This is a genomic window from Fulvivirga maritima, assembly GCF_021389955.1.
GTDB lineage: Bacteria > Bacteroidota > Bacteroidia > Cytophagales > Cyclobacteriaceae > Fulvivirga > Fulvivirga maritima.
Window position 1 is genome coordinate 2,655,390 of the sequence record NZ_CP089980.1, and the last position, 22,269, is coordinate 2,677,658.

Sequence of the window (22,269 nt, forward strand, 5' to 3'; positions counted from 1 at the left end):
AAAAATCGGATGATAAAGCGAGCTGCCTCCTTGTGGGGAGTGCAGCCAAGTGAAATAGAAACGTCATTCGACCCTTTAGTAACACTTTTAATAGATGCTTGTGCTACCGAGGTGGCTAAAATATCTAGCGAAGTTAATAACTCCCAGAGCAGAATTACCGAGCAGTTAGTGCAGTTAATGACTCCAGAAACATTATACGGGGTTAGGCCTGCTCATGGTATTGCTCATGTGATGCCGGTCAGTAATGACAGTTTCATTAAACCGGAGAATCTATTTTACTTCAATAAGCGAATAGGCGCCGACGAGTCTAACCTTAAAAATATTTTTTTCTCACCTGTACAAGAGTTTAAATTGGTTAATGCTGCCATTACACATGTGCTTTGTGACCATAATATACACCAGGTGGAAATGAAATCCTTAATATCTTTATCTGAGGATTATGAGCAGGAAATAAGTGCTAGTCCATCTACCATATATGTAGGGGTGCAGCCGGGTGGTGATAATATTGACTTGATCAACACAACACTGTTTTTTGAGATTATGGATGTGCAGGATAGGGAGCTTTTCTATCACCACTTGCAGCAAGCTAAGTTTTATTATAACGACCAGCTTATTGACACTTCTGTAGGGTATAGAGATAATGATCTGGAGGAGATGAAAGATCTGGAGGCTTTGTTTTCTGCTACACCTGATAAGACCAGAAATATTGAGTCTGATGTAAAGAAGATTTATGAAAAGCATTTTGTAACTATCAATTCATCGGTTCATTTAAATACTGAAAGCCATTTGCCAGATGAAGTAATTAGATCTGGTGGTGCAGATCTGGAAGGAGTTTGTTGGATCAAAATAGTTTTTCCTAGCGTGATCAGTAATGATGTGTTAAAGAAGCTGTTTTGTTCGTTTAATGCTTTTCCGGTAATAAATAGAAATCAGCAGTTGATATCTTATCAGCTAAAAGATTATATAGATATAGTGCCAGTGAGTACGCTTGATATGTTTTTGGATGTAAAAAGTGTAACAAATACTTCCGGTCAGCAATACTACCATAAAGAAAATAGCGAGGGGCAAGATGAAAGAGGAACTTATGAGATCAGAAGAGATAATTTAGGCAAGCTAGATTCAAGAAAGGCGAGGGAATATCTTCTGCATATGGTAGATCTGTTAAAAGATGAAAGTGCAGCTTTTAGCCTCTATGGTAATGATTTTTTGCAAACTATAGTGAAGAAGCTTAACCAAAATATAGCTTCATTAGAAAAAAAAACTTACTGATATAAATGAGGTAATAGCTGAAACCAACTACCTGACTATAATTCCTTATAAACCTAAGGATACATTGCTGGTAGAGTATTGGGTTACTAATGGAGAAGAGGCAAACCACATCAGAGCAGGAGCAACTTTGCAAACCTATAAGGGGAGTGAGCTTAGGCAGAAAGGTGTTTTTCTTACTTCTACCTTTCAAGGCAAAAATGCGCTGAATACAGAAGAAAGACTGCATGCTTATAGAAGGGCTTTGCTCACCAGAAATAGAATAGTGACTAAGGAGGATATGAAAGCACTTTGCTTTGAGTTATGTGGAGACAAAATTACACAGGTAGAAATAAAGAAGGTTTTTAAAACAGGAGTAGGCAATAATGAAGGTCTGGTGCCTACTATGGAGATTTTTTTAACAGAAAACAAAGAAGTGGAGATTTCTGACTATGAGTGGGATGCCATAAAAAGCAACTTACTAAATATCCTGGATAAGCAGTCATTAAGTGTTTTTCCTTACTTCGTTACAGTACTAAAATAAGTTTAATATGGCCGCGAATTCTTTTAAGAATAATCATATTGATCAAAGCGTTATTTTATTTTTTATAATAACCATTCTGGCATCATCATCAGTGTTTGCATACAGGTATTTTAATAACAAGCCATGTGTGCAAGTAGATTTTGCAGTGGAGGCTAATAACTTCAGGGTGGGAGAAATTATACGTTTTATTGATAATACCAATGAACAAGGTACTCGAGAGTGGTACTTTGGTGATAGTTCCAAAGTAGAGACTGGCTCATCTACTTTTCATATTTATGATAAGCCAGGTATTTATGAAGTTCGGTTGGTGCTAGACGGTCGGTGTGAAGGAGTAGCTAATGTTACTATTGATACAAAAGCCTTTATTTTAGACTCTACCCGACTGGCAGCTTTCACTATTCCTGAATCAATAAAGGTGGGGGAGAAATTAAAAATAACCGATGAAACAAAGGGTGCAAAATCTTGGGAGTGGCGCTTTGGGGAAACTGCAGAAGTAAATTCTACAGAGCAAAACCCTGAGTATGCATATCAGGAACCGGGCTTAAAAACCATCTCTCTGGTTGTAAACGGAGATATTAGATATGCTACCAAGAAAAAGATTAATGTGCTACCGGTAATTAAAGAGCGCAAGCTGAAAAAAGAGGTAGTAAAGAAAAAGGCAGAAGCTCCGCCTGCTATAAAATATAAGCCTAAAGAGCTTGATGAAGAGCCTGAGGAGGAGTTTAGAGCTCCAGATATTAGTACTCGTGATTTCGCCGCTAAGCTTTTAGAAGTAGCCGATGAAAAGGCCAGCGCCAAAGATTTTAGTGAATTTATATGTGATAATCTACAGATGCCTATGTCGGCTAAAGGAAAAAAGACCACGTTCATAGAGTTCTGTGATAAAATTAAGGGCAAGAAGCTTAAAATTAAGGAGCTTGAACTATTTAGAAATAAAAAGAACAATTGTGTAGAGTACATTACTATACGATATTCAACAAAACTGTTTTAGTGATATGGAAAAGGTAGATGGTAATTACTTAAGGGTAAATTGGGTTGATGGCATGAAGATCAATAAAGATAGGTTTATTGATACTGAAAATGCCCTGATGCAATATTCTCAAAATATAGGAATGAGTAGCTTGAACCCAAATTCATACGGGTTGCTTCCTGCTGCTGAAGGTGAGGAGAGCGTAAAGCTTTCATTTTCATTAGATGGTCAGAGTAATGTGCAAGTAAAGCTAATGAAGTGTAAGGCTATTACTTTGGGAGGGTGCTTAATATCCATTACTCCTGAGATATCAGGTTTTCTGGAGAGGCAGGGCAAGAGCCTTTCTGTTAATGAGTCAATCGACGATGAGCAGTCAGAGTACTTTATAGTTTTAAGCGTTAACCCATACAAGAGAATGCCCATAGGAGATGCTGATCCTAATGAGGAGCCTCCAAGACATCCGTATGCAATTCCTGAATATAGTCTAAGCATTATCGGGAAGCAACAGGTAAATTCTGAAGAGTTTGGCACTTACCACCTAACCATAGGCAAGATTGTAAAATTAGAGGGTGAAGAGGCATATTTAGCGGAAGATTTCATTCCTCCCTGTGTATCTATTATGAGCCATCCGGATCTGCTGTATACTCATACAGAAATAGGCACTTTTTTAAATGCTTTGGAAAATTATGCCATGAGCGTGATTCATAAAGTATACCAAAAGAAGCAGAATAATGATCTTGCTAAAATGGTGATGACGCTCTGTGAAAACACTTTACAGTATTTAGGAGGCATTATAACCACTTATCGGTTGCAAGATAAGTATGCGCCGCCAGTTTCTACCATGGCTAAGCTAATGTCTCTGGCCAGGGTCATTAAAAACAGTATTGATATTTATGCGGGCACAGGGAAAGAAGAGCTTCTTAATTACCTATCTGATTGGTGTGATGTGAACCAAGGAGCTTTTGAAAACGCTCTGGTGGATATGATAGAGCTGAATTATCAGCATACTGACATTAACGCTGCCCTGAGAAAGGTGGCTAACTTTACTAAACTAATGCTTGCTTTATATAAGAAGCTGCATGAGTTAGAGTATATAGGTAAGAAAACTGATTCTAACATTTTTGTGAAAGAAGAGGTGATAGCTAAGCCAGAAGTGAAGAGTAGAAGGAGCTTTTTATTGGATTAAAAAATAAGAAAAGGATAAATGAAACCGGAAAACAGTAAGGATAGAAGAAATAGCGTTATAAAATTTGCTGTACTCTTTGTATTTACAGTCTGTGTAATAGTAGTAACTATTTTCTTTGATTTTGATACGCTTCCCTCAAAAGAGAATGAAGTATTGAGACTCCAGGCTAAAATTATAGAGTCTGAGATGGAATATCAGAAGGAGTTCTCTTCACAGTTAATAGAAATTAGAGCCTTGATGGATTCTTTAGATACTCCTGGGCAAAATGTTCAATATGTTAATGCCTTGCTTAACGCAAAAATTGTGGATTTACAGAAATCTATTCCAAAGGAAGATTCCACCTTCAGATATGATATGTATAGCAATATTGTGAAATCTTATGTAGACCTGCAGGCGGCAAAAAACAAGCTGAAAGAATATGAAGAGGTAGATGCGCAGCTGGAGGAATATGAAGAGGAGTTGGAAAGGGTTAATCAGGAATTAGAACAGGCTAATAGGTATTTAGATGCCATGCGTCGCTGATAGAGAAGATTTATGAATTGAAAAAGGCTGTATCAAAAATGATTATTGATACAGCCTTTTTTTATGTTTATTCTACAGCGTTGCTGGGAGGGTTACTGTTAAGCCAGTTATGCCTTACATTAAGCGCCTTGTCTTTAGGATCTGGAAATAGGGCGAACTCAGCTTGTGGACTGGTTTCTATTTTGATCTCTTCAGTTCTGGTTCTGCCATTACGTCTGTATTCTATTTCGGTAGATTTTTCAGAGCTTAATAAGCTCAGAGCCTCTTCATATTGCTCTCGGTTGGAGAAGGTTCTTCCTCCTATTGATATTATAATATCCCCTTTTTCAAGGCCGGCATTATAGGCTGGGGAGTCCTTTAGAGTATATTCTGCTACCTGTGCTTTTCCGTTTTGGGTGAACTCTACCGCTACACCTATATATGGAGTTTCTAATGGTCGTAAATATACACCCGTCTGTTCTAGCAGTTTGTTGTATTTAGGAATCTCATTACCATAAACATAATCTGAGAAAAACTTATCAGTAAGTCCTTTACCTGCATATTCTCTTAGTGTAATAAAGAGATTATCATTGCTGTAATTGATTTCAGTTTTGCCATATTTAGTCCAGTAAAGCATCATGAAATCATCCAGGCTTAGTTCTGCACTTTTATCTCGAAGTGTCATATCTAGCGCCAATGCAAGTAGGAAGCCATAATCTCTGTGCGGTAAAAATATTGACTCAGTGTTTTTTGATTTTTGATTCGTGAAATTCACCTTTCTGCTGTATTCTATGGCATTAAGGCTAGGTTTGGCAGAGGCACCCCAAATACGATTGTAGGTGTCGGTAAATGATTCAATTAGCTCTTCTGGTGTAATAATGCCAGATCTGCATAAAGCGAGCTGAGTGAAGTACTCAGAAAAGCCATCGGCAAACCAGAGTTCTTCTGTTAAATTCTGGTGTAGATAGTTAAAGGGCTTCAGGCCAAGTGGTGTGATGCGTTCTTTATTCCATGTGTGTAGAAACTGCCTGGAAAAGACCTCTACTTTCTTTTGTACGCCTCCATAAGCCAGGCTGGTAGGTGAGGTGATAACGGCGGTGTTCCTGTGAGCCACTCCGCCTTCAGATACCTGAGGCATGAAACAGGCCAGAAAGAGGTACTCATTATTTTCAAAACTAGGGAATCCGCCAAATATTTTACTTTCTTCGGTGAGGGCATTTATTACCGTATCAAAGAAATCATCAGCTTCTTGATCGGTGCCGTAATAGTGCAGGGCCATTTTAATAGTCTGCGGCTTATCCTGACTTCCAATTTTACGTTCTCTAAGGATATAGTTGCTCAAAAGTATAGGGCTATCCATAAAATGTTGCAAGTCGGTAGCCAAATAAGTGTTTGCACTTACCTCTGACATATGTGTAGCTACTCTCCAATTTCTTTCGCCTAATTCAAAGGTGATTTCAATAGGGCGGTTATCTACTGCCTCTATAAACATAAAGGCCGAAGGATTACTCAGTAAAGCGTGGGTTTCATCTATTTGCGAAAAAATGCCATCGGCCTGATCGGCAAATAGGTTGTATTCTACATGTATGGTTCCGTCATGTCCGGTTACATCCCATTGAGAGAGGTTAGGCCTTGATATCGACTTAATATTTCGACCTCTGCTATCAGTGATTTCTACATCATGGATGTTTTTGGCGAAAGCATGGTTCTCATAGTCACCTTTTACATTTCTACTCATAGTGAGAGAAATGGTGCCTCTCCTTAAGTTGGTGAAAGTGGCCTCTATGTGGGCTTCATGGTGTTCCGCGTTTTTAAAGGAGACGCTATAATTGTTAACTATTTGGGAAAAGGAGGTTTGTGACCAAAAAAATAGGGTCAGAATTAATAAATAATATTTCATTATCAAGAAAAATTAACACTCAGATCATAAATGGTAAAATTACAATTTGTAAGAGGAATCAGGAATGTTTTTAAGGGAAAATTATAGCAGATTTAATGTTCATTAAATTCAGTGATCTCCGAGAAGTATAAAGTAAGGTAATAAAGGAATGTAGGAGGAAAGGAAGAAGGTATGGCTTTGAAGACTATTGGGTAAACTTGTTTGGCTCAATGGTGCGCCAAAGCCATGAAGTGTGTTGTTAAGAAAGACTACTTTATCTTTCCTTGTATATAAGTTACTGCTTGGTTAATGGTTTGAAGCTTTTCGGCGTCTTCATCAGGAATTCTGATGTCGAACGTCTGCTCAAATTCCATTACCAGTTCTGCGTAGTCAAGTGAATCTATTCCCAGGTCTTTTACAAAATTTGCATCAGGGGTAACTTCAGTTTCCGCTATTCCAAGCTTGTCAACTAAAATTTTGGTAATGGTTTCTTGAATATTCATTCGTCTTTAGGGTATGTTGTTAAAATAATGCGTAAATCTAAAGAATAAAGTTATCTTCTAAAACCTAAGGAAGAACTCTGTACCTTCATCTAATTTAGTTTTTACACCCAGCATGCCTTGGTGCTGTCTCATGATTTGTCTGGAGAGGCTCAGCCCAATACCTGACCCCGTTTTTTTGGTAGTAAAGAAGGGGATAAATATCTTTTCTAAGGCTTCTTCATCTATGCCATTACCATTATCTCTTACTGAAATTACGGGTCTGCTTTTATCATCTACATATGCACTGAGCTCTACCAGCTTATTGGTTTGCTCGTCAAAAGCCTGAATAGCATTTTTTATCAGGTTGATGAGCACTTGCTCTATGAGATCTTTATCGGCATTAATAGTGAGGTTAGTAGGATTAACTCTAATAGTAGTACATACACCGTTATCATTGATCTCTTTTTTAAGGAAGATGATCATTTCTTCCAGAAGGTCTTTTACCTGTATTTCAGAGATTTTAGGAATAGGAATATGAGTCAGGTTTCTGAAGTCTTGCACAAAACGAATAAGTCCCTGACTTCTTTTTTTGATGGTTTGAACGGCCAGGTGCAAGTCTTCAATCTCTTCATTAGAGATCTGGTTTATCTCCTGGTTATTATGAAGTTGCAAGTTTAGCTCATCTTCTACCGTGTTGGCTAAAGAAGAAATAGGGGTTACAGAGTTCATGATTTCATGAGTTAGTACCCGAACCAGGTTCTGCCAAGCTTCCATTTCTTTTTCTTCCAGTTCGTTCTGAATGTTTTGGATAGATACCAATTTAAACTCTTCTCCTCGCAGTGTGAGCTCTATGGCATACACTGCCAGCTGTACAATATCTCCACCTATTTCGAGCCTCAATAAGTCACGGCCACCTGTTCTAAGGCGTGTAAATACATCCACCAGGCTGTCGCTCACTACGGATAGATCGCTGATATTCTCTATCTGATTGATGCGCAAAAGTTTTTTGGCAGCGGTATTAATAATATGGACCTCTCCTGATTTATTAAAAGTGATGAGCCCGATACCTACATGCTGAACAATGTTTTTTAAATATTGATAATCGGCTTCTTTTTCCTTCCTTACATTTCTTAGGTCTTTTAAAACCTTGTTGAGCTCGGCGTTGAGTTTATTAGTATCCTCATTTTTGGAATCGGTTTTATAAGTATACGAAATGTCATCATGTCTAATGGAATTGAGGAAATTGTGTATTTCTTCATTGTTCTTTTCCAGGTGCCGGGTAAGTGAATAAACCTGCAGCCCTAACAGCCCCAGTACTACCACCTCAGTAATGAAGTAGCCATCATTGAATATCAGGTAGGAGAAAAAGAAAATAGTAAGGGTAAGCAAGCCTACCCTATAAAGAATGGCTTTTTTAGCGTTACTAAAGTCCATGCTTTTCTAATCGTCTGTATAATGATGCTCTGGTAAGACCGAGCTCCTTGGCTGCCTTTGAAATATTACCACTGTGGATATTAATCGCCTTTTCTATTACAGATTTTTCAATATCATCCAGATTAAGGCTGTCAGCAGTTAGGCTTGCATCTTGAGAGGCTGTATTGGCCTTGTCATTATTAAGGAAGAAGAAATCCTGATCATCTAGTTCCTCATTATCACTCATAATTATGGCTCTTTCCATAGCGTGCTGAAGCTCACGGATATTTCCTGGCCAGTGATATTTCTGCAGTTTCACCAAAGCATCAGCATTGATCTTAGTGACTTCTTTTCTGTATTTTTTAGCATAGGTGCCTAAAAAGTGATTCGCTAAGAGCGGTATATCTTCCAGCCTTTTTCTTAGAGGAGGCAGTTTTATTTCTACTGTGTTAATTCTGTAGAGCAAATCTTGTCTAAAAGTATTGTCATGCACCATATCTTCCACAGGCATATTGGTAGCACATATCAGGCGTATGTCAATGCTGATAGGGCTGTTAGTTCCTATCCGGGTCACTTGCCTGTTTTGTAATACAGTAAGTAGTTTAGACTGTAAAGGCATGCTTAGGTTACCTATTTCATCTAAAAATAAGGTGCCGCCATTGGCCACTTCGAACCTGCCTGCGCGATCATCTTTAGCATCAGTAAATGCTCCTTTTTTATGACCGAAAAGCTCGCTTTCAAATAAAGATTCGGTTATGGCGCCCATGTCTACACTTATGAAGCTATTGTCTTTTCTTAATGAGCGTTGGTGTATCGCTCGGGCTACCAATTCTTTACCTGTACCATTTTCTCCTAGTATGAGTACGTTGGCATCAGTCTTGGCTACCTTGTCAATAAGGTTAAATACTTGCTGTATGGCAGGGCTATTACCTATTATATCTTTAAAAGGCTGATTAATGTCCTCCTCCAGCTGTTTTTTTGCCTTTTTTAGCTTATCTACTTCTTTATAAGATTTCTTAAGTTTAATAGCTGTGGAAATAGTGGCCAGAAGTTTTTCGTTCTGCCATGGCTTAAGCACGAAGTCGGTGGCACCTTCTTTCAAGGCTCTTACTGCCATTTCTACATCTCCAAAGGCAGTAATCATAATTACCACTGCTGATGGATCTTTCTCTATTATCTGGCTAAGCCAATAAAATCCTTCTTTACCGCTGGTGATATCTTTGCTGAAATTCATGTCCAGCAAAATCACATCATAGCTATCGTTATTTAGAAGGAAGGGTATTTTTTTAGGGTTTTTCTCAATAATTACCTGATGAGCGTGTTTTTTTAGCAGGAGCTTAGCTGCTAATAGAACATCTTCATCATCATCTATCATCAAAATTTTGCCTATCTCTTTATCCACAGGTATGTATTTAAGTTAATGACTAATCGAAAAATTGTGCCAAGTGGTCAAATGATTTGTTTTGGCGGTTTAGTTAGCATTCTATGTACTATATCGTAAATATAGTGAACGATATCGGACAATTTATCATATAAATGCTTTTAAAGGAAAAATAAAAAAGTGCAGATGTTAGTTTAAAGTGTTATTTTATTTGAAAGAACAAACTAAATACACAACCATGAATAAAAATTTAATATTGCTGATCTGTATTCTGATGGGTAGTACTGCGGCCTTCTCACAATGTAATCCTTATTACACCTTTGAAAAGGGTAAGAAATGGGAGATTACTGATTATACACCTAAAGACAAGAAAACAGGCAAGCAGGTGTATGAAATCATTGAGCTGGAAGAGGAGAGCAATGGATGGAAAGCCACGCTCCATTTTGAAACTTATGATAAAAAGGATAAGGAAACCATGTCTAAAGATGTGGAAATGGCCTGTGAAGATGGAGTAATAGAGATGGATATGACTCGGTTTATACCGGCAGAGACTTTAACTACCATGGAGAATATGAATATAACTGTAGAAATGGAATCCATAGATTGGCCTTCTAATTTATCGGTAGGCCAGGAGCTTGGAGATGGAGCTATCCATATTAAAAGCAGTATGTTTAACTTCTCTACCACCATTACAGATAGGAAAGTGGTGAGCAAAGAGACAGTGACTACACCGGCCGGTACTTTTGAATGTTATAAAGTAGCCTATAAGATAATAAGTAAATCTTTTATGACTATGGAGATGTCAGGAGTGGATTATATAGCTGAAAATGTGGGGGTTGTGAAGACTGAAAGTTATGATAATAAAGCGAAATTAACCGGCTATACTATGCTTACCAGCCTCAATTAAAAAACAGCAAACTTTAAATTATTTTTACTGATTTATTGTTATATTAGCAGTGTTGTTATTGGATGAATTAAGAATTTATCCTATTTATTTTGAGTTTTTGACCTTGGAAGTGCTTCTGACCCGGAGCACTTCTTTTTTGTTTATAGCCATATCATTTGGGCTATTATTCTCCTTCCTTTCTATAAATCTCAAAATTATCTTCATTTATAAAATAAAGTTGACTTTCTGAGATCAATACATATTTAGCTGATGTCGGTTTTAGGTTTAACTCTCTTTCTTCCAGGCTATAAATGTCAATAAATTTTACTTTGCCATTAGCATCCAGAAAATAGACTTCGTTGTCAGAAAAATTAAAGTAGTTAATATTTTCACCTTGAATTTTACGGAGGTAGTTGCCTAAATTATCAAAAACATAGATTCCTGAATGGATGTCACTAAAGAATACCAGGTTTTGGTATTCTTTGATGAAGGTTATCTCATAGTCATCCGGATTTAGTAATAAATCAAAGGGAGTAGAGAGTGTAAACTGCCTTATATTTAAATCATATTTTTTAAGGCTGAAGTCTACAAGATCTATCAGCCAGAGGTTGTTATCATAACTGAGCGTGGCCAGGCTGTTAAAGTCTGATAGTTCATTTAAAGAGAAGTTCTGTGGGGTAGTCAAAAACCTGTCTAGGAAGGTGTACTGCTGTAAATCTTCATAGAACAGAAAAATTTTCAACGGGTTCCATGCTTCTATTAAATCTATCTGACCTTGAGATTGAGCTGAAAAACTGGCGTCTAGCTTCCCATCTGTCAAGTATTTTTTAACATCTCCATTGTTATCGGCGATGTAAATGTTGCCAGGCTTGTCTATAGAAACCGCTTCTGGTTTGTTAATAGATATAGTATTGGTAAGTGTATATGACTGACTAATGCTTTTACTCGAAATGAATAGCAGCAATAGTACAAGCCATCTACTTTTCAAAAGTGAGTAGTTCAAATGATTTGCCATCGTACTTACCATAAGTATACTGAGTTACCCATTGACCAAGATTAATATACCTGCTATTTTCCGAAACTTCAAGATTAAGTTTTAGGTGTCTGTGTCCAAAAACATACCAGTCATGGTGTTCTTCTTTTTCTTTGGAGATACAATACTGCCATAAATGCTCTCTGTCTTTTCCTAGAAAACTTTCATCTCCATGCCCGCCGCTGCTAATTCGGCTTTTTCTAGACCAGGCATTGGCTATGCCTATCCCCAGATTGGGGTGTATGCGAGCAAAGAGCCATTGGCAAAGCTTACTATTGAAAAACTTCTTCAAAAACTTATAGGTGTAGTCTCCAGGACCTAAGCCATCACCATGACCTATGAGTAGCTTTTGATCATGCACCAAGAGCTGTAAAGGCTTTCGGTAAATAGTTACGTTGAGTTCTTTTTCAAAATAGTCGAACATCCACATGTCATGGTTGCCTGTGAAGAAGATAACGGGAATACCTGAGTCACTTATTTCAGCGATTTTTCCCAGTAGTCGGACAAAGCCTTTGGGTACCGCATGTTTATATTCAAACCAAAAATCAAAAATGTCGCCCATCAGGTAAATGGAGTGAGCATCTGCTTTAATAGTATCGAGCCACCTGATTATTTTCAGCTCTCTTTCTAAACTAGCTTTATGATTAGGAACACCCAAGTGAAAATCAGAAGCGAAATATATGTATTTGCCGTTAAGGTCGGCGATAGTCTTTGTCATCACAAAATCTGCAAAAGCCTAAAAATAAAAAAAATCAGGCATACAAAATGCCTGATTTCTAATCATATAAAAGTTTTATTGATTTCTAGTTATCTGAGTCCTTCAAAGGAATGGTAGAATCTTCTGGTGCAGATGTTTTTGCTCCAGGATTTGCTTTATTTTCCTCTGCTCCTTCTTCTTTATTATGGCCGTTAGTAAATGCCTCATAAGAAGTTTGGTGATCAAAAGGTCTCTTTCCTATTAATCTCTCTAAGTCAGATTGGAAAATAATCTCTTTCTCAAGTAATTCCTGAGCTACTTTTTCTAACTCATTGCTTCTGTGAGATAATAGATCTTTAGTGCGTTTGAAAGCTGTTTCAATTACTTTTCTGGCTTCTTGATCTATTGTTTCTGCAGTGGCTTCAGAGTATGGCTTAGTAAAGTTGTAGTCTGACTGCTTAGAATCATAGAAAGAAACATTTCCTATTTTATCATTCATACCATAAACAGACACAATGCTGTAAGCCATTTTGGTTACTCTTTCTAAATCGCTCAATGCACCTGTAGATATTTTACCAAATACAAGCTCTTCTGCTGCTCTTCCGCCCAGAGCCATACACATTTCATCTATAAGCTGCTCTGTTTGGTATAAGAACTGTTCTTTAGGCAGGTATTGCGCGTAACCTAATGCGGCTACTCCACGAGGTACAATACTTACTTTTACCAAAGGATCAGCATGTTCCAGGAACCAACCTGCCACAGCATGACCTGCTTCGTGGTAAGCGACTATTTTCTTTTCTTCAGGAGAAATGATTTTGTTTTTCTTCTCTAATCCACCAATTACCCTGTCAATGGCATCGTGGAAATCTTGCATCTCTACCGCTTGCTTATCTCTTCTGGCAGCTATTAGAGCGGCTTCGTTACATACGTTAGCTATTTCTGCACCTGCAAAACCTGGCGTTTGAGCTGAAAGTTTTCTAGGATCTACATCTTTACCGAGTTTAAGCGGCTTCAGGTGTACTTTGAAGATCGCTTCTCTTCCTACAATATCTGGTTTATCTATACTGATCTGTCTGTCAAAACGTCCGGGACGCATAAGAGCAGAGTCTAGTACGTCAGGTCGGTTAGTGGCAGCCAGAATAATAACTCCTGAATCTGTAGAGAACCCATCCATTTCTACAAGTAGTGAGTTAAGCGTATTTTCTCGCTCATCATTAGAACCAGGCATCTGGCCTCTTCCTCTTGATCTACCAATAGCATCGATCTCATCTATAAATACTATACAAGGTGCTTTTTCTTTTGCTTGCTTAAATAAGTCACGCACACGTGCAGCACCTACCCCTACAAACATTTCTACGAAGTCAGAACCAGAAAGAGTGAAGAAAGGTACTCCTGCTTCTCCGGCTACGGCCTTAGCAAGCAATGTTTTACCTGTTCCTGGAGGGCCTACAAGTAAAGCTCCTTTAGGTATTTTACCACCTAGTTTAGTGAACTTACCAGGGTTTTTAAGGAATTCTACTATTTCTTGAACTTCTTCTTTGGCTTCATCAAGCCCGGCAACATTACCGAAAGTGATTTTTACTTTATTTTCAGCATCAAACAAAGCGGCTCTTGATTTTCCTATGTTGAAAATCTGACCACCAGGTCCGCCTCCGCCTGTCATTCTTCTCATTAAGAACCAGAAGCCAAATAGTATGAAAACAAAGAATCCCCATTGGAAGATATAGTTGGTGATGTCAGATTTGTCATCTACTTCATAATCTACTTGCTGGTCTGCCGGAAGGTTTTCGTTGAGCTCAGTGTATTGGGTAATGAAGCTATCAACGGAACCGATGTTTAATTTGAAGTGAGGGCCACCACTTACACCAAAAGGGCTGTTGTTTTCAAGCTCTTTGCTGTATTTACTGTTTTGTAGTGCATCTTCTTTGAGGGAGATTTCCACATAATTCTGATTTCTGATGATGACAACTCTTTCTACATCGTTGTTTCTCATCATATCTTCAAATTTGCTCATGGTAGTAGTTACCAATGTGCTTGAATTATTGAAAATCATGATTCCGAAAATCACTGCGATTAGCACTACAATGACCCAAACCTGATAATTCGGCTTTTGCGGCTTGTTTGGTATTATATTTCTTTTCTTATCTGGCATATCAATAGTAAAAAATTATCTAAGCATCAAAACTCCATAAGGAGGTATAAGGTTTCATTCTTTAGGAGATATCTTGTATTTCTGTGATTTCAGCATCTCCCCAGAGGTTTTCGATGGCATAGAAATCGCGTTTATCTTTTTTGAAAATGTGGGCTACAACATCAACATAGTCGAGGAGCATCCATTCCTTGTTTGCCTTACCTTCTTGGTGCCATGGGTTTTGATCCAGAATTTTATGTACTTCTTCATCTACGGCATCGGCAATGGCATCTAGCTGAGTGTCAGAATTTCCTGAACATACTACAAAAAAGTCTGCTATTGCATTTTTTACCTTTCTAAGGTCCATTACCACGATGTCTGAGGCTTTTTTCTCCTGCATACCCTTCACCACAATACTGCTTAATTTTTCGGAAGGAGCTAAAGTGTTATTTACATCCATTAATTAACTTTGATTTCATAAACAAAACTACAAAAATACTTGTATAAAATTCTTGCCAAAACATTATTTATAGGGAAAAACCTGGTTTTCCTGCCATCTTGTCATTCTACTAATGATATTGCTCAAGAGCTTTTAAGTGAAGGCACTATTGAAGGTACAGTGATAATTACTGAAAATCAAACAAATGGAAGAGGACAAAGAGGTAATGGTTGGGAATCAGAACCTGGCAAAAACCTTACTTTTTCACTTATTCTTAAACCCACTTTCTTGTCTGTAAATCAGCAATTTGAACTTAATAGAGTGGTTTCTTTGGGTATTTGCGATTTTCTTAAAACCTACAAAACCGGTTTTCAGGTAAAATGGCCTAACGATATCTATTATCATGATCGTAAAATTTGTGGTATCCTCATTCAAAATAGTATTAAAAAAGGCCATATCGATTCTTCTATTGTAGGAATTGGCTTGAATATTAATCAGCAAGATTTCAATGAAGAAAAGCCTATCTCTCTTTCTCAAATTATAGGAGAAGCCATTTCGCTTCCAGAAGCTCTTGAAAATTTGGCTCAGCACATAGAAACGAGGTATTTAACCTTGAGAGCAGGTAACCGCGAGCTACTACGTAAAGACTATCTTCATCATTTATATAGGTTTGGAGAAGAGTATTTATATAAGGCTAATAATGAGGTATTTAATGGTAGAATTACTGATGTTTCTCCAGAAGGAAGGTTAGAAGTGCAGAGTAATAGCGGTATTCAGCATTTTGATTTTAAAGAAGTAGAGTTTATCATTTGAATAATTAACCACTTATGGAAGTCATGCAGCTTCATATCATTAATGATTTGGCTATACGCAAAATGATTGGCAACTTCACTTCTATTGTTCATTAAATAAAATTAAAAATCATATGAAGAGAGCTTTTATACTGTTGTGCTTTTTGGTGACAGCAGCGCAGGCTTTTTCGCAGGATGCTGATTCACTCTTTGTGAGGAATAACTACGAGAAGCATGAATATAGGATACCTATGCGCGATGGGGTAGAATTATTTACCTGTGTATATACGCCAAAAGATCAGTCTAAAAAATATCCTATGATGTTACATCGGACACCTTACAGTGTGGGACCATATGGAGAGGATGCTTATAAAACTGTACTTGGGCCTTCTAAATACATGATGAGAGACATGTATATTTTCGTTTATCAGGACGTAAGAGGCAGGTGGATGTCTGATGGTGAATATGATAACATGAGGCCGCAGATAGATGGTAATAAAAAGAAAGATAAGGATCAGATCGATGAGAGCTCAGATACTTTTGATACGATTGAATGGCTTTTGAAAAAAATCAAAAATAATAACGGGAAAGTAGGGCAATGGGGTATTTCTTACCCTGGACATTATACCGCAGCCGCACTTCCTGAAGCTCACCCTGCGTTGGTGGCATCATCTCCTCAAGCGCCGATTTCAGACTTCTTCTTTGATGACTTTCATCATATGGGAGCCTTTTTACAAAGTTATTTAATGGCGTTTCCAGTATTCGGATACCAAACCGATGGGCCTACCTCTGAGAGCTGGTATAATAAAGGTTGGGAGAAAATAAGACAAGCAGGCAGTATGTCTGATGGATATGAGTTTAATATGGCTTTAGGTCCATTAAAAAATGTAACAGAGAAGTATTATTCTGAAGACTTTTTTTGGGATCAGGTAGTGGAGCACCCTAACTATGATGAGTTTTGGCAAAAACGTAATTTACTGCCACACCTAAAAGGTATAGATGATGCCGTGATGACAGTAGGTGGTTGGTTTGATGCCGAAGATTTATATGGCCCTCTTAATATTTATAAAACTATTGAGAAGAATAACCCTAAGGCTAAAAATACCATAGTAATGGGCCCTTGGAGTCATGGCGACTGGTATAGAGAAAGAGGATCTCAAGCTATTAATGATATTTACTTTGGAGACAGCATCTCTACTTTTTATCAGAAAAATATAGAGATGAAATTCTTTAAATATTACTTAAAGAATGAAGGGGAGATGACACTGCCAGAAGCATTTATGTTTGATACTGGAGTGAAAAAATGGAAGGAATTTGCTGAATGGCCTCCTAAAGATATTCCTGCAGTAAAATTAGGCTTTGCGGAAAATGGAAAGCTTTTGGTTAATGAAGAGGGTGACAAGAATGCCGCTTTTAAATATACCAGTGATCCTGACCACCCAGTACCTTATACATCTCAAGTGGAAGGAGTTACTTTTACGCCAAGAAGGTTCATGACAGATGATCAGCGCCATGCATCTCGCAGACCGGATGTACTTACTTTTAAAACGGATGTGCTTACTGATGATGTTACCTTAGCAGGTGAGATCTTAGCTAAATTAAAAGTGGCTTTATCTACTACAGATGCTGATTTTATAGTAAAACTGATTGATGTTTACCCTGATACAGCCCAAGCGAACCCAGTTACACCAAAAAATGTAACTATGGCAGGTTATCAGCAGCTGGTAAGGCATGAGGTATTTAGAGGTAGGTTTAGAAATAGTTTTGCTGAACCGGAGCCATTTACTCCTGGTAAGGTGGAGGATGTTACTTTCCCTTTGCAGGATATATTGCATACCTTCAAAAAAGGACACCGTATTATGATTCAGATACATAGTACATGGTTTCCTTATATAGATAGAAACCCTCAAAAATTTGTAGACAATATTTATAAAGCTGATGCTGAAGATTTTCAGAAAGCGGAAATTACAGTATATGGATCTTCAAGCGTAGAAGTAGGAGCTAAGCAGAGCTCACTTGAAGTGCCAGATGAGTTGGAGCTTTATAAAAAATAATATTTCATTTTGTGCATTCGGAGATTCAGTTTCCGAATGTACAAATTGATCCCATCACCGTAATTGGTCTTTCCTTTTTATATCCTAAATTTGCGGCCTCAATTATAATAGGGTGCAATGGATTATCAGAAAATACTAGAAGAAATAAGGCAGGAGGTAGCCCCTTTGTTAGATAAGGGCCTGGTGGCTGATTATATTCCTGAATTAGCTAAGGTAGATAAAACTAAATTTGGTATTTATCTTCTGTTTTTAGATGATTCATCATATTCAGTGGGAGATGCCACGGAGAAATTCTCAATCCAAAGTATTTCTAAGGTGTTTATGCTGGCCCATTGCGTAAGCCATATTGGCAAAAAGGTGTATCAGCGAGTGAATGTAGAGCCCTCTGGTGACCCTTTTAATTCACTGGTGCAGTTGGAGCATGAGAATGGTGTGCCTAGAAATCCATTTATTAACTCAGGAGCGTTAGTAGTGACTGACTTGCTCATAACGCACTTGCAAGATCCTCGTCAGCAATTTTTAGATTTTATTCGTGAGTTGGTTGGGCATAATGATATTTATTATGACAAACAGATAGCCAGGTCTGAAAAGTCATTTGGCTATAGAAATGCGGCCATGGTAAATATGATGAAGTCATATGGTAATATTGAGAATGATGTAGAAGAGGTTTTAGACCTATACTTCGACTTTTGCTCTATTTCTATGACTTGTGCTGAGTTGGCCAGAGCCTTCAGGGTGTTTGCTAATCATGGTAAGCTGGTGAGAAATGATAAGAAGTTCCTTTCTGAGCGCCAGTTTAAAAGGATAACAGCCATAATGCAGACTTGCGGCTTTTATGATGAAGCAGGTGAATTTGCTTTTCGTGTTGGGCTTCCTGGGAAGAGTGGCGTTGGAGGTGGAATAGCCGCCATTTTGCCTTCAGAGTACAGCATTGCCGTATGGAGTCCTGGCTTGAATCAGAAAGGTAATTCGCTCGCAGGCTTTAAGGCCCTTGAGCTCTTTACTACTATGACAGGAACGTCAATTTTTTAATTCACTTCGCTCTTACTGACCTTTTTAGGGTAGTCATAAAACATGAGCTTACCTTTGCCAAAATCAGTTTCGGCCCAGCTGTCTACATCAAAAGTACAAGCTACAATACCGCATGTAGGTATATTATCGATATTGGTATCAGCTAGTGAATTGGCGAAAAGTGTAAGTCCTGGGTTGTGCCCAAAGATCATTACAGAATCCCAGCTGTTTTCAATATCCTGAATAATATCCATGAGGCTGTCCTCGCTGGCATGGTATAGCTTGTCATTGATTTCAATTGCTTCTTTTGGGTATTCCAGCGCCTTAGCTATGGTTTTGCATGTAGCATAGGCTCGTTTTGCCGGACTGCTGATCATCAGATGAGGGATAATGTTTAGCACGCTTAATCTTTCGCCCATATCCGGAGCATCTCTCTTCCCTCTTTTGTTCAATGGCCGATCAATATCATCTAAGTGATGGTATTTCCAACTGGATTTCGCGTGTCTTATAATGTATAGTGTCTTCATGAAGAGTGGTTAGTATCTTTAATATAAATAATTTTGGCAAAATAATCTATAGAAAAGATCAGGATTGCTAATGGTTTAGGATGAAAAATGCCGGACAGAGCATTTCTATCCGGCATTTTTTTGATGGGTTTTATTTTACTAAAGGTTTGTATTTTATCCTTTTAGGAGCGGTGTCTCCCATGCGTTTTTTACGATCCTCTTCGTATTCGGTAAAGTTTCCGTCAAACCATTTTACCTGAGAGTCGCCTTCAAAAGCAAGGATGTGAGTACAAACTCTATCTAAGAACCATCTGTCGTGAGATATTATTACAGCACAACCACCAAAGTTCTCCAGAGCTTCTTCAAGTGCCCTTAGCGTGTTTACATCAAGATCGTTAGTAGGCTCATCCAGTAACAGAAGGTTAGCTCCTTGTTTAAGCGCTATGGCCAGATGTACCCTGTTTCTCATACCACCTGATAGTTCTTTTACTTTTTTCTGTTGGTCAGAGCCATTGAAGTTAAACTTACTAACATATGCTCTGCTGTTAATTTGTCGGCCGCCGAGGTTAATAAGCTCATTGCCTTCGCTTATTACTTCCCATACAGAGGCTTCAGGATTTAAATTAGCATGCTCCTGATCTACATAAGCTATATCTACAGTTGATCCTACTTCAAAAGTGCCAGTGTCAGGCTGTTCTTTTCCGGTGATCATTTTGAAGAGAGTAGTTTTTCCTGCACCGTTAGGGCCTATAATACCAACAATACCTGCTTTTGGTAAGTTGAACTCCAGGTTTTCATAAAGTAGTTTATCGCCAAAGGCTTTAGATACACCATGAGCTTCTATTACTTTATCGCCTAAGCGCTCACCAGGTGGAATAAAGAGCTCCAGCTTCTCTTCTCTTTCCTGAGCTTCCTGGCTTAACAGTTTGTCATATGCATTAAGCCTGGCTTTGGCTTTAGCATGCCTGCCTTTAGGAGACATTTTAGCCCATTCCAGCTCTCTAGCCAGTGTCTTTTGTCTTTTCGATTCTGATTTTTCCTCTTGAGCTAAGCGTTTTTGCTTCTGATCTAGCCATGAAGAATAATTTCCTTTCCAGGGAATACCTTCACCTCTGTCTAGCTCCAGGATCCAGCCGGCTACATTATCAAGGAAGTAACGGTCGTGAGTAACGGCTATTACTGTACCTGCATATCTTTGTAAGTGTTGCTCTAACCAATGTACTGATTCAGCATCTAAGTGGTTAGTAGGTTCATCTAATAGTAGCACATCGGGCTCCTGTAGTAATAATCTACACAGCGCCACTCTTCTTTTCTCACCTCCGGATAGGTTTTCAATTTTAGCGTCGGCAGGTGGGGTGCGAAGGGCATCCATAGCTCTTTCCAGTTTGCTGTCTAGCTCCCAGGCATTAAGCTGATCTAATTTCTCCTGTACTTCTCCCTGCTTCTCAATGAGCTTATTCATAGCATCAGCATCTTCAAGAACTTCCGGGTCAGCAAATTTCAGGTTGATGTCCTCAAATTCTTTTAGCAGATCTACGGTCTCTTTTACACCTTCTTCTACTACTTCTTTTACCGTTTTATCTTTATCTAATTTTGGCTCTTGTTCCAGCAGGCCTATGGAGTAGCTGCCATCAAATACCACCTCTCCCTGATATTCTTTATCTACACCAGCTATTATCCTTAACAAGGAGGATTTTCCTGACCCGTTAAGACCTAACACGCCAATTTTGGCTCCATAGAAAAAGGATAGGTAGATGTTTTTTAATACTTGTTTATTTGGCGGGTATATTTTATTAACCCCAGCCATTGAAAAAATTATTTTTTCGTCACTCATACTTTTTTCTATATTAATGAAACAAATTTAGTCTTTTGCTGTATAAACAGCTGAAGGATGAAATATTTTTACTAGAAAAGTTGAGTTTTTCCAAACTTTTAGTAAAATGGTTACGTTTCGAACCATAAATTAATTAACGTTTGGTCGTAAAATACGATCCTGCAAATAATTAATTTAAATATTTGATTTGATTGTTTAAATTTTATTTTTGCACGAAATTTTAGAAAGCGTAAATCATAGGAGGATTTATCTATGTATTGGACATTAGAACTAGCATCATATCTTGAAGACGCCCCTTGGCCTGCTACTAAGGATGAACTTATTGACTATTCAATAAGAACAGGCGCACCATTAGAGGTTGTAGAGAATTTACAGGAGTTAGAGGATGACGGACAGCCTTACGAAAATATTGAAGAGATATGGCCGGATTATCCTACTAAAGAGGATTTCTTTTTTAACGAGGACGAATATTAAATTCAAATACCTTACAGAAATGAATGGCTGGCTGTACCAGCGTGTTGGTTAGCCATTGTTTTTTCTGTTTATTAAAGCTTCGGCTATAATTAAGTCTTCAGGTGTAGTCACTTTTATATTTTCATAACTCCCTTCAAAAAGTGAGATTTTATGTCCTGCTTTTTCGGCTACGCTCGCATCGTCAGTTAATGAAGGCACTTCATCTATTTCATAAGCACTTCTTATCATTTCCAGATCAAAAGTCTGGGGAGTCTGAATGAGTCTGTAAAGAGAACGGTCTACCGCTTCAGTGGTATCTTGTGTAGTTACCCTAATGGATTCTTTGAGCCTTACCGCCGCTACAGCGCTTTTATGAGCTGCCGCTATTCGGAAAGAAGCATCAATAATAGGTGTAGAAATTAAAGGCCTTACTCCGTCATGTATAGCTACTAACCCAGAGGTGTTCTCTATACTGTTTAGTCCGTTTTTAACAGATTGAAAACGAGAGCTGCCACCTATAGTAAGGTGATGCGGAGTAGAAAAACTATGTTGAATGCATAGATTCTTCCAGGTATCTACATCATTAGCAGGAAGCACTAAGATAATTTCAATGTCACTGGAGTAATTGTAGAAGGCTTCCAGCGTATGCATGAGTATAGGTTTGCCGTGCAGAGGTAAAAATTGCTTAGGAACGTCACTGTTCATGCGTGTGCCCTTGCCACCGGCCACTATTATCGCATATTCCTTTTTATTCATAAAGCGAAATTCTGTTCTTCTGGTTAAAGTAGGCTTTACTTATATTGAGATACGGATGGGTATATATTAAAATCGGA

General features: G+C 38.1%; 21 protein-coding genes. 10 read left to right on the forward strand and 11 right to left on the reverse strand.

The window, feature by feature from the left end:
- Positions 1 to 9 precede the first annotated feature (9 nt).
- The 5 genes from LVD15_RS11360 (at position 10) to tssO (ending at position 4,467) form a co-directional block, all read left to right on the forward strand.
- Positions 10 to 1,269, forward strand: a complete 1,260-nt coding sequence (locus LVD15_RS11360; protein ID WP_233780447.1) for a type VI secretion system baseplate subunit TssF — start codon at positions 10 to 12, stop codon at positions 1,267 to 1,269.
- 64 nt (positions 1,270 to 1,333) lie between these two features.
- Entirely contained in the window at positions 1,334 to 1,789 is a 456-nt protein-coding gene (locus LVD15_RS11365) for a hypothetical protein (protein ID WP_233780448.1), read from the forward strand.
- Between the two features lie 7 nt (positions 1,790 to 1,796).
- Positions 1,797 to 2,780, forward strand: a complete 984-nt coding sequence (locus LVD15_RS11370) for a PKD domain-containing protein (protein ID WP_233780449.1) — start codon at positions 1,797 to 1,799, stop codon at positions 2,778 to 2,780.
- A 4-nt stretch (positions 2,781 to 2,784) separates the two neighbouring features.
- Positions 2,785 to 3,945, forward strand: a complete 1,161-nt coding sequence (locus tag LVD15_RS11375; protein WP_233780450.1) for a hypothetical protein — start codon at positions 2,785 to 2,787, stop codon at positions 3,943 to 3,945.
- An 18-nt stretch (positions 3,946 to 3,963) separates the two neighbouring features.
- Positions 3,964 to 4,467, forward strand: a complete 504-nt coding sequence (gene tssO / locus LVD15_RS11380) for a type VI secretion system TssO (protein WP_233780451.1) — start codon at positions 3,964 to 3,966, stop codon at positions 4,465 to 4,467.
- 67 nt (positions 4,468 to 4,534) lie between these two features.
- Here the strand turns inward: tssO and LVD15_RS11385 are convergent, their stop codons facing one another.
- The 4 genes from LVD15_RS11385 to LVD15_RS11400 all read right to left on the reverse strand — a co-directional run bounded on the left by LVD15_RS11385 (position 4,535) and on the right by LVD15_RS11400 (position 9,595).
- Positions 4,535 to 6,346 (reverse strand): M61 family metallopeptidase, encoded by a 1,812-nt coding sequence (locus LVD15_RS11385; protein WP_233780452.1) that lies wholly within the window; start codon positions 6,344 to 6,346, stop codon positions 4,535 to 4,537.
- Positions 6,347 to 6,594: 248 nt separating this feature from the next.
- Positions 6,595 to 6,828, reverse strand: a complete 234-nt coding sequence (gene acpP / locus LVD15_RS11390) for an acyl carrier protein (RefSeq protein WP_233780453.1) — start codon at positions 6,826 to 6,828, stop codon at positions 6,595 to 6,597.
- 57 nt (positions 6,829 to 6,885) lie between these two features.
- Positions 6,886 to 8,241 carry a sensor histidine kinase gene (locus tag LVD15_RS11395; RefSeq protein WP_233780454.1) on the reverse strand — a complete coding sequence of 452 codons (1,356 nt, stop codon included), beginning with the start codon at positions 8,239 to 8,241 and terminating at the stop codon, positions 6,886 to 6,888.
- Complete coding sequence (locus LVD15_RS11400; RefSeq protein ID WP_233780954.1) at positions 8,231 to 9,595, reverse strand: sigma-54-dependent transcriptional regulator; 1,365 nt, start codon at positions 9,593 to 9,595, stop codon at positions 8,231 to 8,233. Before LVD15_RS11400 ends, LVD15_RS11395 begins: the two co-directional genes overlap by 11 nt.
- A gap of 244 nt (positions 9,596 to 9,839) precedes the next feature.
- Between LVD15_RS11400 and LVD15_RS11405 the strand changes: the two genes are divergently transcribed.
- Complete coding sequence (locus LVD15_RS11405; protein WP_233780455.1) at positions 9,840 to 10,508, forward strand: TapB family protein; 669 nt, start codon at positions 9,840 to 9,842, stop codon at positions 10,506 to 10,508.
- A gap of 163 nt (positions 10,509 to 10,671) precedes the next feature.
- Here LVD15_RS11405 and LVD15_RS11410 read toward each other — a convergent pair whose 3' ends face one another.
- From LVD15_RS11410 to rsfS, 4 genes are all read right to left on the reverse strand, one after another.
- A complete protein-coding gene (locus LVD15_RS11410; RefSeq protein ID WP_233780456.1) occupies positions 10,672 to 11,475 on the reverse strand; it encodes an NHL repeat-containing protein in 804 nt (267 codons plus the stop codon).
- On the reverse strand, positions 11,465 to 12,238 hold the full coding sequence (locus LVD15_RS11415; protein WP_233780457.1) for a UDP-2,3-diacylglucosamine diphosphatase: 774 nt from the start codon (positions 12,236 to 12,238) through the stop codon (positions 11,465 to 11,467). Before LVD15_RS11415 ends, LVD15_RS11410 begins: the two co-directional genes overlap by 11 nt.
- 85 nt (positions 12,239 to 12,323) lie before the next feature.
- Positions 12,324 to 14,369 (reverse strand): ATP-dependent zinc metalloprotease FtsH, encoded by a 2,046-nt coding sequence (ftsH, locus tag LVD15_RS11420; protein ID WP_233780458.1) that lies wholly within the window; start codon positions 14,367 to 14,369, stop codon positions 12,324 to 12,326.
- A 61-nt stretch (positions 14,370 to 14,430) separates the two neighbouring features.
- On the reverse strand, positions 14,431 to 14,808 hold the full coding sequence (gene rsfS / locus LVD15_RS11425; protein WP_233780459.1) for a ribosome silencing factor: 378 nt from the start codon (positions 14,806 to 14,808) through the stop codon (positions 14,431 to 14,433).
- A 39-nt stretch (positions 14,809 to 14,847) separates the two neighbouring features.
- Between rsfS and LVD15_RS11430 the strand changes: the two genes are divergently transcribed.
- The 3 genes from LVD15_RS11430 (at position 14,848) to LVD15_RS11440 (ending at position 18,664) form a co-directional block, all read left to right on the forward strand.
- Positions 14,848 to 15,600 carry a biotin--[acetyl-CoA-carboxylase] ligase gene (locus tag LVD15_RS11430; protein WP_233780460.1) on the forward strand — a complete coding sequence of 251 codons (753 nt, stop codon included), beginning with the start codon at positions 14,848 to 14,850 and terminating at the stop codon, positions 15,598 to 15,600.
- A 112-nt stretch (positions 15,601 to 15,712) separates the two neighbouring features.
- Positions 15,713 to 17,632: a CocE/NonD family hydrolase gene (locus LVD15_RS11435; RefSeq protein WP_233780461.1), complete on the forward strand. Its 1,920-nt coding sequence runs from the start codon at positions 15,713 to 15,715 to the stop codon at positions 17,630 to 17,632.
- A 117-nt stretch (positions 17,633 to 17,749) separates the two neighbouring features.
- Complete coding sequence (locus tag LVD15_RS11440; RefSeq protein WP_233780462.1) at positions 17,750 to 18,664, forward strand: glutaminase; 915 nt, start codon at positions 17,750 to 17,752, stop codon at positions 18,662 to 18,664.
- Here the strand turns inward: LVD15_RS11440 and LVD15_RS11445 are convergent.
- Both LVD15_RS11445 and ettA read right to left on the reverse strand, forming a co-directional pair.
- Positions 18,661 to 19,170, reverse strand: coding sequence for a SixA phosphatase family protein (locus LVD15_RS11445; protein ID WP_233780463.1), 510 nt, complete (start codon positions 19,168 to 19,170; stop codon positions 18,661 to 18,663). The genes LVD15_RS11440 and LVD15_RS11445 overlap by 4 nt on opposite strands.
- A gap of 130 nt (positions 19,171 to 19,300) precedes the next feature.
- A complete protein-coding gene (gene ettA, locus LVD15_RS11450; RefSeq protein ID WP_233780464.1) occupies positions 19,301 to 20,983 on the reverse strand; it encodes an energy-dependent translational throttle protein EttA in 1,683 nt (560 codons plus the stop codon).
- A gap of 252 nt (positions 20,984 to 21,235) precedes the next feature.
- Between ettA and LVD15_RS11455 the strand changes: the two genes are divergently transcribed.
- Positions 21,236 to 21,457, forward strand: coding sequence for a DUF2795 domain-containing protein (locus LVD15_RS11455; RefSeq protein ID WP_009578808.1), 222 nt, complete (start codon positions 21,236 to 21,238; stop codon positions 21,455 to 21,457).
- A gap of 48 nt (positions 21,458 to 21,505) precedes the next feature.
- Here LVD15_RS11455 and LVD15_RS11460 read toward each other — a convergent pair whose 3' ends face one another.
- Entirely contained in the window at positions 21,506 to 22,192 is a 687-nt protein-coding gene (locus LVD15_RS11460; protein ID WP_233780465.1) for a 2-C-methyl-D-erythritol 4-phosphate cytidylyltransferase, read from the reverse strand.
- Between the last annotated feature and the right edge of the window lie 77 nt (positions 22,193 to 22,269).